Here is a 14,239-nt window from a genome sequence, read left to right on the forward strand (position 1 = left end):
TAATAATTATTAGGAGGAACAGCTTACTTCTAACAAACGCCCCCACTCCGGGGAGCGCTGCGCCAACTGATCACAGGCTTGATGCTCATCAAAAGGCGCACTTAATACTGACAACAAACGTCGGAAAGGTAAAAAGTCACCCTGATCAGCCGCTTCAATCGCTTCATGGGCAAGGTAATTCCTTAATACAAACTTAGGATTCACTTGTCGCATCGCCATACTAACTTGCGACCAATCTTGCTCTAACGCCAGCCTAGCTTGTTGATAATCAAGCAACCAGGCACGCATTCGCTCTCTGTCGACTACCTCATCCAAGATAAGGTCGAACTCGTCAGGCAACAAATGACTCAATAAGCGGAAGAACAGACTGTAATCCATTTTCTCAGGGGCCAGAATCGCAAACAAAGAAGACAGTAAATTCGTCACATTATGACCCTCAGGCAAACCAAGCTTAGCGGTCATCAAAGCTTCATAATGGGTTTGCAATGCGATTTCATAATGCTGCAGGATCGCAACCAACTGATCACGCTCAAGGTGCTTTGAAAAACATCGCATGAGACAATTCAAATTCCACAAGCCTATGCCTGGCTGACGCGAAAAAGCATAGCGCCCTTCATGATCCGAATGATTACACACCCAATCAGGCTGATAATCTTCCATAAAGCCATATGGCCCATAATCAATGGTTTCGCCTGTGAAAGAAAAATTATCCGTATTCATCACGCCATGCTGAAAACCAACCGCCTGCCACTTAGCGATCATTCTAGCGGTACGCTCTACCACCTGAATCAACATACTCTCCAGAGGCGTATCAGACGCCAGACAGTCTGAGTAGTAATGCTTCAAGCAATAGTCGATAAGCTGATTTAATTCGATTTCTTTGCCTTGATAGAAGAAATACTCGAAGTGACCAAAACGAATGTGCCCTTGTGCAGTCCGCAACAACATGGCACCCGGCTCTGGTTGCTCACGATAGACCGCCTGAGAACTAGTATAAAGCGCTAGCGCTCGTGACGAAGGAATGGACATGGCGTGCATAAACTCACTGGCCAAATATTCCCTGATACATGAACGCAAAACCGCTCGACCATCACCACGACGTGAAAAAGGCGTCGGCCCTGCGCCCTTCATATGAAGGTCGTGAAGCCACCCTTGATCATCGAGAATTTCACCTAATAAAACACCGCGACCATCACCAAGTTGCGGCGAAAAGCCGCCAAATTGATGTCCCGCATAAACCATACTTAAGGAATCTTCTACTGGCTCTTCGCCACTTAAAATACGCTTAGTTTGAGGTGATTTAATATCAATGGATAAAGCATGAGCGAGCGCTTGGTTAAACTCAACCAAACGCTGCTTGAGGAGGGGTTGGATCGACGTTTTTGCATAAAACGCCTCTCCTAATCCGGCAAAGTGATGTTCTAACTTCATAGCCACTCACTTAGATAGCGATTGTTATAGTGACGTGTTAACCATGTATTCACAGCGAATACTTTCCCCAACAACCTTTTCGATTTCAGGAATTAGGAACGCATCGTCTTCACTGGCAAAGCTGACAGATTTACCCATTTCACCACCACGACCAGTACGACCAATACGGTGTACATAATCTTCAGGATCTTCAGGCAAAGCATAGTTAACCACAAGCTCAATGTTGTCGACATGAATACCACGCCCCGCAACATCGGTCGCCACCAAGACTTGAATAACACCGTCTTTAAAGCCTTTTAACGTTTTAACACGCTTATCTTGAGCCACTTCGCCCGACAAGATGGCGCAATTAATATTGGCTTTTCGAAGTTTTTCATACAAATCACGCGTTTCATCACGACGATTGGCAAAGATAATGGTTCGCTGATTACCATTGTCTTCAATCAACTTTCTAAGCACTGGCCATTTCTGCTCTGCTTCAACCGTATAAATCACCTGATCGATATTCTGGTTAGTCGCTTCTTTGGGAACAACAGACACTTCTTTCGGGAAGTAGGTCCACTGAGTCGCCAACGCTTGAATATCTTTTGGGAAGGTTGCACTAAACAACATAGTTTGACGCTTTTCTTTATGTGGCGTCATACGAATAATGCTTTTAACATCTGGAATAAATCCCATAGACAGCATGCGATCGGCTTCATCCAAAACCAAACACTCGACATGACTAAGCAATACTTTCTTATGTCGCGCAAAGTCTAATAGACGACCTGGCGTAGCGACTAAAATATCTACATTTTCAGTTTCAAGCTGCTGCTTCTGCTTCTCGTAGCTCATTCCACCGACGAGTGCGACAACATTCAAATGACAGTTAGCCGTTAATTTCACAGCCTCTTCCGCGATTTGCAATGCAAGCTCACGAGTCGGCGCGATAATTAAGCCTCGAGCAAGATTATTTGCACGCTTTTCCGTCAAAGGATAATCTAGAAAATCACTAATCATAGCGATCAAAAAGGCCGCTGTTTTACCCGTTCCTGTTTGCGCCTGACCAATCAAGTCAGATCCTTTCAGAGTAATCGGTAGCGTTTCCGCTTGAATCTCACTGCAATACTCAAATCCCATTTCTGAAATAGACTTAAGCACACGATCCGGTAAATTCAAATCATGAAAGCGTGTTTTATCCGCCACTTCATCCACTTTGAAATCATCAATAGACCATACTGAGGTACCGCTATTTTGTTTAGCACCTTCCACCGGCTTATTGATAATACCTTCAGCAGATTTATCAGAAACCCCATTGGCTGGCTTACTTTCTGCTTTAAAACGCTTGTTAGAGCGACGAGGACGCTTTGGTTTTACTGTTTGTTCTGATGTAGGTTCTGTCTTTTGGTTTTCCATATTGGAATCTATATGCTTCTTATGTGTTTTTACGTTTATGTGTCTTTGCGTGGAGTGTACCTAAATGATAAGTCTTTATCACCCCTTGCTTTTCGTAAGTTATTATTGTCTGTAAGGAGGTAGGCTATTAATTAGCTGCTGCCCATATCGTTTTGTGCGCAAGCGTTTATCCAAAATATGAATTTCGCCGGAATCTGATTCGCTACGTAGCAACCTACCCGTCGCCTGCACTAAGCGTAATGATGCATCTGGAATGGTGATCTCCATGAATGGATTCCCACCACGCTTTTGAATCCATTCTGCTAACGTTGCCTCTACTGGATCATCAGGCACGGCAAACGGAATTTTTGCGATATAAACACACGTTAAATAATCACCAGGTAAATCCACCCCTTCGGCAAAGCTAGCGAGCCCAAGCAGTAAACTGCCCTTACCATCATCAATACGCGCCTTGTGCGAATCTAAAATAACGCGTTTTGACTGCTCCCCTTGCATCAATAGAATATCCTGCAATCCGGCAGAAAGAGATTTAGCCACCTCCTCCATTTGCCGACGCGAAGAGAATAGCACTAAACTGCCTTTCTTAGAATCTACTTGTTTATCAAGATATTGAACAATCTCTTGTGTGTGCTGTTCAACCCGATTGGGTTCATTTTCCATATCAGGTATGACCAGCAGACCATTTTTCTGAAAATCAAATGGGCTTAAAACTCGCAAATACTCACTTTCGTGCGGCACTCCTGAGCGCATATTAAATCGGTGGAATTGGTTTAGGGCAGTCAATGTCGCCGAGGTAACAATAGCCCCAAAACACTTATCCCACAATTGCTGACGCAATGTATGGGCCGCTAAAATAGGTGAACCACCTAATTCAATATCCTGCTCCATACCTTGCCCTGTAACCACTAACCAGCGCGCGTTCGGTGGGTAATTCTGGTCATCGACCGCCGAGTATAAACGCCACAACTCAACACTTTGCTCTAAACGCCCCAATATAACGCCCAAAATTGGCTGCCAGGTTTCAGCAGTTTCCGGCGTCACACCCATCCCTTCGTTTTGCTTGGTTTTCTTGCATTCGTCCTGAATACTTTCAATATTATTGAAAAGCTTCTGATAGGAGGTCTGCAAACTATAGGCTAGCTGCCGTAACTCATCAGGAATAACACCAAACTCAAAACGATGCTGATTATTCTCTTGATCCAAGCCCAAGCCTTGAATATAAGGCGCTAAACCTTGCTGTGCGTACTGGATGAAATTGACAATACTTTGAATCTGTTGAGGAATTTTAAGCAACAACTGCCCTGTTAAGCTAACGTCATCGGTCAACTCTTGCTTTAAGTTCACTAGATTTTTTTCGAGCTGTCGCAACCAGGTAATACTTTGTTGCAAACGAACCTCGTGACGGAAATGGCCGATTGCCTTATCAGGCAAATGATGCCCCTCGTCGAAAACATAAATAGTTTCTTTCGGCGGCGTTAAAATTGCCCCACCACCAAGCGATAAATCAGCAAGCACTAAATCGTGGTTGGCAACAATCACATCCGCGTCTTCAATTTCACCGCGCGCTTTAAAAAACGGGCACGCAGAGTAATTAGCACAGTTGCGGTTAGTGCACTGCTGATGATCCGTAGTCAAGCGGCGCCAATCTTGATCCCTAATAATGCCAGACCAATTATCCTTGTCGCCGTCCCACTCACCCTTAGATAAAGCAACATCCATCTCTTGATAAAGCGCGGTGTTAATATCATCAGATTGAAGATGTTGTTCAAACAACCCAGCAAACATATCCTCTATACCTTGCTCTTCAGAACTCAGAAAACCTTCCAAGTTATTCAAACAAAGATAACGCCCACGCCCTTTTGCTAAGGTATATTTGAAACTTAATTCGGTATGCTCTAACAGATCAGGCAATTCTTTATGGAGAATTTGTTCTTGCAAGGCTACGGTTGCCGTTGAAATAATCAACTTTAAGCCACGCGCTTTTGCAATTGGAATCGCAGCCAGACAATAAGACAGTGTTTTACCCGTCCCCGTCCCCGCCTCAACAACGGCCACATGCTTTTCGTCTAACCGCTCACCTTCGCTCCCTTGCTTTATATTTCCCAAAGTACGGGCGATTGTGCCGATCATCTGACGCTGACCAACTCTAGGTTTATGGGACTTTGCTTCCAGCGAGGCTCGGTAAGCAAGGTGAATTTGTGTTTTTAGTTCATCTGAAAGCATTTAATTTATTGAGTATCTTGAATAATGCTGTATATAATAACAGTTACTGTATAAACAACCAGATGACGCTATGATTAAATTAACCAACAGACAATCTGACGTACTAGAAACCATTCGTGAATTTATTAGCGAAACAGGTTTTCCTCCAACTCGTGCAGAAATAGCCCATCGCCTAGGGTTCAAATCTCCCAATGCCGCTGAAGAACATCTAAAAGCCCTCGCTAAAAAAGGGGCCATAGAAATGCTTTCCGGCGCATCCCGTGGCATTCGCCTGCTTGAAGACCCTGCTTTAGCAGAAAAAGCGGATGCCGGATTACCCGTTATTGGCAAGGTCGCTGCTGGGTTTCCAATTTTGGCCCAAGAAAATGTCGCGTCTCATGTTAATGTTCCAGCCGCGATGTTTTCACCTAAGGCGGATTACCTTCTTTCCGTCTCTGGCACTAGCATGAAGAACATAGGCATCATGGAAGGAGACCTACTTGCTGTTCATAAGACGACAACTGTTCGTGACGGCCAAATTGTTGTTGCTCGAATAGGCGAAGAAGTCACTGTTAAACGATTTTTCCAAAAAGGCAGCTTAATTCGCTTAGTACCGGAAAATGAAGACTTTGACGATATCATTGTAGATTTAGAAAGCGAAGAGTTTGCTATTGAAGGACTTTCAGTAGGCGTCATACGCCAAACTATTTAAATCAGAACCTTCAGCCGAAAAGCCAAAAGGCGAAGCAAATGCTTCGCCTTTTTTAATGCAATATTTTAGGCCTTACATCCATATCTTCTGGATACTCCATGTCATCACCAAACGTTTCTTCTTCCGAATAAACAAAATCAATCCCTGCATGAAACATGCATTTTGCCAGTTCAAAATAACGTTCTTTAAGATAAGACTTAGTATCATCAGAAATTGTTAATGTTGCCAAGGGCTCTGCATTCTCGCCCTCTTCGCCAGCTGGACGCAATACAATATCGCCATTGTCCAGCTCAATAATTTCTAGATAGGATTCTTTCATATTTAATACTCTGAGGATTCTTCTCTAAAACGCAACACCAACTCCGTTAGCTTAGATAAAAACACATTAACCGATGCACCGTCATCGCCGCCACGACCAATCAAGTTTGCTTCATTGGCTTTAACAAACATGGAAGAGCGGCATTCAAATTGAACCAAATAAGCTTGCTCTAATTGATTTAGCCAAGAACCAGATTGCAAAGATAAGTCATGCAGTTCGACTAATACCGGCACGACAACATCTTTATCTTTAGCTTCTTTCAACAAACCGTCAAGTTGCAAACCAGAGGTTAGTTGGTAAGCCAAACCAACCTCCTGTAGCAATCCATTCAACGCACTGCGCAAATGAAAGATTGCGGCCCCTTCCAAACTTGCGCCAAGCCAAGAACCTGCATCTTCTTGACTTTGTCGAAGAAAACGGCGTGCTGAATCCAACTTTTGATTGGTTAAACTCGCTGGAGTTGCAGCACTCATTTCTTTTTCTTACCTTCTTCAACGACCCATTGCTTACCAACATAATAGGCTTTCCAACCCGTTGGCTTACCTTCTTCTTCAGTCATCACATACTGCTCTTTCGTCTTACGACTGTAACGAATAATGGTCGGACGACCTTCGTTATCCATAACTGGAGCATTAGAGAAAAAGTGATATTTAGGATCGATCTGCTCCATGTAAGGAAGCAATTCTTTCACCAGCGGTGCTCGAGTTTCTCGCTTACGCGGAAACTGACTAGCCGCTAAAAACAAACCCGTTGCACCATCACGTAAAACGTAATGATCTTCTACTTTTAAACAAGCTAGGTCAGGCATCGGAACTGGGTCCATCTTAGGTGGCGCCGCTTCCCCGCTCTTCAAAAGCTTGCGAGTATTTTTACAATCGTCGCTGGTACAACCAAAATATTTGCCGAAACGGCCTGTCTTAAGCTGCATTTCTGAGCCACATTTATCACACTCAAGTACAGGACCATCGTACCCTTTGATCTTAAATGTACCCTCTTCCACCGCATAACCAGAACATGTTGGATTGTTACCACACACGTGTAACTTACGGTGTTCATCCATCAAATAACTGTCCATGGCAGAACCACAAATATCACAACGTCGCTTATTGATCAGCGCTTTTGATTCTGCTTCATCGTCATCTACAGCAACTGCTTCATCACCACGAGTAAGGTTAATCGTCGCTTTACAACGCTCTTTTGGTGGTAACGCATAGCCAGAACAAGACATAAATACGCCTGTACTAGCAGTTCGAATTTGCATTGACCTTCCGCAAGTAGGACAAGCAATATCGGTTGGTGTTGGCTCATTCAGCATCATCCCATCTTCAGGATCTTCTGCTTTGGCTAAGACAGCACTAAAACCATTATAAAAAGCATTGAGTGCTTCAATCCAGTTCTCACGACCTTCTGCCACTGCATCCAACTGCTCTTCCATTTGTGCAGTAAAGCTATAGTTCATGAGGGAGTGAAAGCTATCCACCAATCTTTCAGTCACAATATCGCCCATTTTTTCAGCGTAAAAGCGACGATTCTCTACTCGAACGTAACCACGATCTTGGATAGTAGAAATGATTGATGCATACGTAGAAGGACGACCAATACCACGTTTCTCAAGCTCTTTTACTAAACTGGCTTCACCAAAACGCGCCGTTGGTTTAGTAAAGTGCTGCTCTGGCAATAATGCTTCTAGAGTGAGAGTCTCACCTTTAGCAACATCTGGAAGAATATTGTCTTCGCCTTTCTTAACCACACCTTGCATAGCACGAGTGTAACCATCAAAGCGTAAAATACGTCCTTTGGCTTTAAACTCATACTCACCACTTGTTACAGTGACAGTCGTAGATGTGTATTGCGCAGGCGTCATTTGACACGCCATAAACTGAGCACGGATCAATTCATAAAGACGATGCGCGTCTTTTTCCATGCTTAACAAATCTTCTTGGCGCACACTAACATCAGAAGGACGAATCGCTTCATGGGCTTCTTGAGCCCCTTCTTTACTGCTGTAGCGAATAGGTTCTTCAGGTAAGTATTTGTCGCCAAATTTCTCAGCAATATATCCGCGTAGCGCCTCTACAGCCTCTAAACTCAAGTTAGTTGAGTCTGTACGCATATAAGTAATGTAACCACCCTCATAAAGGCGCTGAGCCAACATCATGGTCTTTTTAACGCCATAACCAAGTCGAGTACTCGCGGCTTGTTGCAAGGTAGAAGTTATAAATGGTGCTGATGGCTTACTGCTTGTCGGTTTATCTTCGCGATTACTTACTAAGTAATCGGCATCTTTCAAGCGAGCGAGATGCTCATCAGACTGCTCCTGACTCACAGGACGGTATTCTTTGCCTTGATATTTTGCTGCTGCAAATTTGATCGTATCTTTCGCTGGCGTTGTTAAATTCGCATCCAACTCCCAAAACTCATCAGGAATAAAAGCGCGTATTTCTTTTTCACGTTCAACAATCAAGCGTACTGCAACTGATTGAACGCGACCTGCGGACAAGCCACGAGCCACTTTTGCCCACAACAATGGCGACACCATAAAACCAACAACACGGTCTAAAAATCGACGTGCTTGCTGTGCATTAACACGATCCATATCAAGTTCGGATGGCGTTTCAAAAGCGGCTTGTATGGCTTTTTTTGTAATTTCGTTGAACACGACACGCTTATAGCGGCTGTCATCACCACCGATGGCCTCACGAAGATGCCACGCAATAGCTTCACCCTCTCTATCCAAATCGGTCGCGAGATAGATGGTATCGGCATTTTTGGCAAGACGTCTTAGCTCTTCAACCACTTTTTCCTTGCCCGGAAGCACTTCGTAGTGCGCTTCCCAACCATTTTCCGGGTCAACGCCCATTCGAGAAATAAGCTGCTGTCGAGATTTGCGGCGTTTATGCTCAACCTTCTCTTCTGGGCTCATCTTTCTCGTCAAAGCGGCTTGTTTTGCTCGCTCCTGCGGAGTTGATTTTGCTGTTGAACCTGTCGGCAGGTCTCGAATGTGTCCCACACTCGATTTCACAACATAATCGTTGCCTAGGTATTTATTGATGGTTTTCGCCTTAGCGGGCGATTCCACGATTACCAGTGATTTTCCCATTGAACTGTGTAAGCCTTATTTAAGTACGTCTGCAAATCTACGTTTGCGAAATTTAGTCTTTCGGGGCGCTGATATTAAGCAAACACCTTTTATATGACAAGCGATCACTGTATTGTTTCTCACATTATCGCTTGCTGAATCTAGTATTTCTTATTTAACATACTGAATTCATTGCTTAAGGACAATCATGGCGCTCCTCCAAATTCTTACAATTGTGTTTTTAATGATTATCGTGGTGCTTTCCGTAATCATTGGTTCACGTGCACATCAGAAAGAAAAAGAACAAACTGAACGACGTTTTAAGCAACTTCAGCTATCAAATCGCGCTGATCGAGTTGAATATCATCTGCGCAGTTTAAAAGATATTGACACAGATTCGATCGCTAGTGATGTTCTTTATGATTATTATATCGATACGTTACGCGAGCTGCTCCAATATGCCGATGATGCCGAACGTATCGAAGCACGCATCACTAAAGCAGAAGATGATCGCAACACCGACCCTATTGAGTTTAATCCAACTCCAGAGCCGCTAAGCTTTCAACAAAAAGCAAACTATAAAGAGCGCCTAACAAAAGTCGCTAAGATGCTTCTTTTCCTCAGAAGACAGGGCCGCTTAAGTCATTCACACTACAAAGCTTGTTACGATTATTTGCGCTGGTTGAACCTATGGGTCCAACTTAATCGCCAAATAGTACAAGCAAACAAAAACTTTATTAGCGGCGATAGTCGCGTTGCTCAATCTCTATATGGGGTGATTCTATCTCATATCAAATCTGATTCCATCGAAAGACCAGAAAAGAAAGCATTACAAACATTTGTAACGGACAAAATGAAACAAATTTTAGCCCCTAAGATTGAAGCCATTCAAACCACAGACAATCCAGAAGAAGCACTGAGTCAACTCATTCAAAATCTACAACCCGGAGACGACATCACTGATCCGACAATTAACAAAAATGCAAATTAAACCAATGAGATACTAGCCAAAGAAGGTAACAATTCGGACATTAACTCAACCGACTCTTCGGCCCCGGCTTCATCCCAATAAACCACCACAGATTCACGCGTGATTTCTATCGCCCTGACTAATGGTAACAACAACGCCAATTGCGCTTTATCTTTATCGCACAACGCTAGCGCCTTACTAGACCACCAGCCGGGTGCTGCTTGATGATATTTCCAGACATCGTAGGTGAGTAATAATACTTTCTCTGCGGTGATCGGAAGCGATTTAGCCCTATAGTGAGCATAACTGCAAACTTTATGCACTTCCTTTGATTTATCCCACTTGTCAGGCAGCCCGATTGATGTAAGCTGGACAATGAGATTGTGCTTTCTAGCAAACATCCTTAATGCCATCCGTCGTCGCTCTTGTTTTGGGGGCATGATCCATAAGGCGGATCCCATTAGGGAAAGTGTAATTAACACAATTATTAGCACGACCATTAAGTGTCTCTTTGTTTTTGGAACTAAAATAAATTATAGCGTTGAGCTTGGAGGTTTTTATGTTGTACAAGAAAATTTTACTCGCTGTTGATCTCACCGATGAGAGCATCAAAGTGGCCAATAAAGCCGCGTCTTTATGTTTACCCCTAGGCGCTGAACTCGTTATCGTACACGTCATAGAGTCACTAAACTATGCTTACGGTGGTGACGTCCCTATTGATATCACTGATATTCAACAACAGTTACATGACGCTGCAAAAGAGCGCATGTCCATTCTTGAAGAGCAACTTGATGTCCCCGTTAAAGAAGCATGCGTTGTTCAAGGTGGTATTGAAAGCGAAATCCATCGCATTGCTGAAGAAAGACAGGTCGATCTTATTGTTGTCGGAAGTCACGGCCGTCACGGCTTAGCGTTACTACTTGGCTCTACTGCCAACGGTGTTTTACACGGCGCGCCTTGCGACGTACTTGCCGTTCGCGTTCAAAAAGAACAATAAAAAAAAAGGCGATACCTGATATGTGCAGGTATCGCCTTTTATTTTTATATGTTTAACGCCTAGTCCAAGACGTTCCTTCTCGGCTATCCAACAACTCAATCCCCTGAGCCGCCAACTCATCACGAACTTCATCGCTGCGCGCAAAGTTTTTATCTTTACGAGCCTGAGTACGCTCATCAATCAAGACTTGAATAGCGGCGTCATCTAGGCCTTCAGAGACGGTACTGTTTTGCAAAAAGTACTCTGGATCTTGCTTTAACAAACCCAGTAAATCTGCCAACGCCACCAGCTCTGCTGCCAACAATTCAGCCTGTTCTGCATTGTCTGTTTTGGCTTTATTTAACTCACGAACCAATTCAAACAACACAGACACAGCAACAGCGGTATTGAAGTCGTCTTTCATGGCCGCCTCAAAGCGCTCAGTAAATTCCGCAGGAAGATACTCAGCAGCCGTACTTTGACCACGCAACGCAGTGTACAGACGCTCTAACGCGACTTTCGCTTCATTTAGACTTTGATCAGAATAATCAATCGCACTGCGATATTGACTAGACACCATCAAGTAGCGAACCACTTCAGGATTGTACTTAGCCAACACATCGCGTACGGTGAAAAAGTTGCCTAACGATTTAGACATTTTTTCATTGTTGACTCGAACCGCACCGCAATGCATCCAGTAATTTACGTATTCCTTACCGGTTGCCGCTTCGGACTGAGCAATTTCGTTTTCATGATGCGGAAATTTAAGATCTGGACCACCACCATGAATATCAAAATGACTGCCTAGGCAGTTTGTCGACATAGCAGAACACTCAATGTGCCAACCAGGACGCCCCTCACCCCAAGGAGATGACCACGACACTTCTCCTGCTTTCGCTTGCTTCCACAAAACGAAATCCGCTGGGTGCTCTTTGGCCACTTCAACATCAATGCGCGCGCCCGCTAGCATGTCTTCAAGCTTGCGATTATTTAGCTTGCCATAATCTTTAAAGGCAGATGTACGGTAATACACATCACCAGAAGCACCATGATACGCAAAACCTTTTTCAATAAGCACTTGAATCATGTCGATGATTTCTTGCATGAATTCTGTGGCTCTAGGCTCACGATCTGGCATTTTATTGCCAAGGCGCAATTCGTCTTCACGTTGCGCCGCAATCATTCGCTCAGTCAACGCCTGAGTTGACTCGTTATTTTCTTCAGCACGCTTGATGATCTTGTCATCCACATCCGTAATGTTGCGCACATAGTTCAATTCGTACCCTAGGTGGCGAATGAAACGTGAAATAATATCAAAGGAAATCATGGCTCGAGCATGACCAATATGGCAGTAGTCGTACACTGTGTTACCACAAACGTACATACCAACTTTGCCTTCTTCTATTGGCTTGAAAATTTCTTTCTTCCCACTCAGGGTGTTGTAAATCTTCAACATCTCTATTATTTCCCTTTCGCTTCAATTTTTGCCCAAGAATCCCGCAACGTTACAGTGCGGTTAAAGACCACGCCATCTTCTTTTAGATCACGACAGAAATACCCTTCACGCTCGAACTGAAAGCCTTGGCCTTTTTCAGAATCCAACAAAGAAGGTTCAACTTTCGCATTCGTTAACACAGTCAAAGACTCAGTATTGATAAAATCTAAGAAGGTTTTGTCTTCGTGATTTGCGTCTGGTGCTTCATGATTGAACAAGCGATCGTACAAATTCACGGTAGCATCAACGGCATGTTGCGCACTTACCCAATGGATAACGCCTTTTGGCTTGTAACCCTCAGGATTCACACCCAAGGTGTTTTCGTCATAACGACACAACAACTCAACGACTTCACCCGCATCGTTCTTAATCGCTTCGTCACAAGTGATCACATAACCACCGCGCAAACGAACCGCACCGTCTAATGTCAGACGCTTCCACTTACGAGGCGGCTCTTCAGCAAAGTCGGCCGCGTCAATGTAAAGCATTTTACTGAACGGCACTTTACGCTGACCTGCGTCTTCATTTTTCGGGTGATTGTTCACCGTGAAGATTTCTTCTTTGTCTTCTGGGTAATTAGTCAGCGTTACTTTAATCGGGTTTAGCACCGCCATAGCACGACCTGCATTCGCATCTAAGTCTTCGCGAATTGCGTGCTCTAGCATGCCCATATCGACAATACCGTCAGATCGAGTCACACCAATGCGCTCACAGAAATTACGGATCGACAAGGCGGTATAACCACGACGACGCAAGCCGGAAATCGTTGGCATACGCGGATCATCCCAACCATGTACATGTTTTTCGTCAACAAGTTGTTTCAATTTACGCTTACTGGTCACCGTGTAGTTAAGGTTCAAGCGTGCAAATTCAATTTGCTGTGGGTGTGCCGTACCTAACGTATCCAGTACCCAATCGTACAATGGACGATGATCTTGGAACTCTAGCGTACAAATAGAGTGCGTGATGTTTTCTAATGCATCAGACAAACAGTGAGTGAAGTCGTACATTGGGTAAACACACCACTGATCACCCGTTTGGTGGTGATGCACGTGACGCACTCGATAAATAATAGGGTCACGTAGATTCATGTTCGGGCTCGCCATATCAATTTTAGCGCGCAGAACCACTTCACCATCTTTGTACTTGCCATCTTTCATGTCTGCAAACAAGGCAAGGTTTTCTTCAACAGAACGATCTCGATAAGGGCTGTTTTTACCTGGCTCTTTCAATGTGCCACGGTATTCGCGCATTTGCTCGCCATTTAGCTCACACACATACGCCTTGCCCATTCCAATCAGCTGAACCGCAAAATCATAAAGCGCCTGAAAATAATCAGAAGCAAATTTCGGCTCATCTTTCCATTCAAACCCTAGCCATTCGACGTCACGTTTAATGGATTCAATGTACTCAACACTTTCCTTTTCAGGATTGGTGTCGTCAAAACGAAGATTACACTGACCATTGTAACGCTGAGCTATACCGAAATTTAGGCAAATAGATTTTGCATGACCGATGTGTAGGTAGCCATTCGGTTCAGGTGGGAAGCGCGTCATAACAACGCCATTGTGTTTACCTGATTCGTTATCTTTATCAATGATTTGGGTAATGAAATTACCTGGTTTCGACGTTTCTGACATGGTTGATGTAAGTCCCGATA

Annotated in this window: 12 protein-coding genes; 3 read left to right on the plus strand and 9 right to left on the minus strand. The window is 44.0% G+C overall.

Annotated elements, in window-relative coordinates; all coding sequences use genetic code 11:
• Positions 1-9: 9 nt before the first annotated feature.
• From V6259_RS16735 to dinG, 3 genes are all read right to left on the minus strand, one after another.
• On the minus strand, positions 10-1,431 hold the full coding sequence (locus V6259_RS16735) for a protein adenylyltransferase SelO (RefSeq protein WP_341585499.1): 1,422 nt from the start codon (positions 1,429-1,431) through the stop codon (positions 10-12).
• A gap of 24 nt (positions 1,432-1,455) precedes the next feature.
• Entirely contained in the window at positions 1,456-2,826 is a 1,371-nt protein-coding gene (locus tag V6259_RS16740; protein ID WP_133012196.1) for a DEAD/DEAH box helicase, read from the minus strand.
• A gap of 102 nt (positions 2,827-2,928) precedes the next feature.
• A complete protein-coding gene (gene dinG, locus V6259_RS16745) occupies positions 2,929-5,049 on the minus strand; it encodes an ATP-dependent DNA helicase DinG (RefSeq protein ID WP_341585500.1) in 2,121 nt (706 codons plus the stop codon).
• 70 nt (positions 5,050-5,119) lie between these two features.
• Between dinG and lexA the strand changes: the two genes are divergently transcribed.
• On the plus strand, positions 5,120-5,740 hold the full coding sequence (gene lexA, locus V6259_RS16750) for a transcriptional repressor LexA (RefSeq protein ID WP_341585501.1): 621 nt from the start codon (positions 5,120-5,122) through the stop codon (positions 5,738-5,740).
• 52 nt (positions 5,741-5,792) lie between these two features.
• Here lexA and V6259_RS16755 read toward each other — a convergent pair whose 3' ends face one another.
• The 3 genes from V6259_RS16755 to topA are packed head-to-tail and all read right to left on the minus strand — an operon-like array spanning position 5,793 to position 9,159.
• Entirely contained in the window at positions 5,793-6,059 is a 267-nt protein-coding gene (locus V6259_RS16755) for a hypothetical protein (RefSeq protein WP_133012193.1), read from the minus strand.
• A 2-nt stretch (positions 6,060-6,061) separates the two neighbouring features.
• On the minus strand, positions 6,062-6,532 hold the full coding sequence (locus V6259_RS16760; protein WP_341585502.1) for a DUF6586 family protein: 471 nt from the start codon (positions 6,530-6,532) through the stop codon (positions 6,062-6,064).
• Positions 6,529-9,159, minus strand: coding sequence for a type I DNA topoisomerase (gene topA, locus V6259_RS16765; protein WP_341585503.1), 2,631 nt, complete (start codon positions 9,157-9,159; stop codon positions 6,529-6,531). Before topA ends, V6259_RS16760 begins: the two co-directional genes overlap by 4 nt.
• Before the next feature lie 187 nt (positions 9,160-9,346).
• Here topA and V6259_RS16770 point away from each other — a divergent pair, with 187 nt between their 5' ends.
• Positions 9,347-10,129 carry a DNA topoisomerase I gene (locus V6259_RS16770; protein WP_133012190.1) on the plus strand — a complete coding sequence of 261 codons (783 nt, stop codon included), beginning with the start codon at positions 9,347-9,349 and terminating at the stop codon, positions 10,127-10,129.
• Here V6259_RS16770 and V6259_RS16775 read toward each other — a convergent pair.
• Positions 10,126-10,608 carry a hypothetical protein gene (locus V6259_RS16775; RefSeq protein ID WP_341585504.1) on the minus strand — a complete coding sequence of 161 codons (483 nt, stop codon included), beginning with the start codon at positions 10,606-10,608 and terminating at the stop codon, positions 10,126-10,128. The two genes, V6259_RS16770 and V6259_RS16775, sit on opposite strands and share 4 nt — an antisense overlap.
• A gap of 59 nt (positions 10,609-10,667) precedes the next feature.
• Here V6259_RS16775 and V6259_RS16780 point away from each other — a divergent pair, with 59 nt between their 5' ends.
• The gene (locus V6259_RS16780) at positions 10,668-11,105 is read left to right on the plus strand and encodes a universal stress protein (RefSeq protein WP_133012188.1); all 438 of its coding nucleotides are present in this window, start codon (positions 10,668-10,670) and stop codon (positions 11,103-11,105) included.
• Positions 11,106-11,157: 52 nt separating this feature from the next.
• On the opposite strand, the gene cysS is transcribed toward V6259_RS16780, so the two are convergent.
• Positions 11,158-12,540 carry a cysteine--tRNA ligase gene (cysS, locus tag V6259_RS16785; RefSeq protein WP_341585505.1) on the minus strand — a complete coding sequence of 461 codons (1,383 nt, stop codon included), beginning with the start codon at positions 12,538-12,540 and terminating at the stop codon, positions 11,158-11,160.
• Positions 12,541-12,545: 5 nt separating this feature from the next.
• A complete protein-coding gene (locus tag V6259_RS16790) occupies positions 12,546-14,219 on the minus strand; it encodes a glutamine--tRNA ligase/YqeY domain fusion protein (RefSeq protein WP_341585506.1) in 1,674 nt (557 codons plus the stop codon).
• Between the last annotated feature and the right edge of the window lie 20 nt (positions 14,220-14,239).

The organism is Marinomonas sp. TI.3.20, assembly GCF_038155025.1.
In the GTDB taxonomy this organism is placed as follows: domain Bacteria; phylum Pseudomonadota; class Gammaproteobacteria; order Pseudomonadales; family Marinomonadaceae; genus Marinomonas; species Marinomonas flavescens.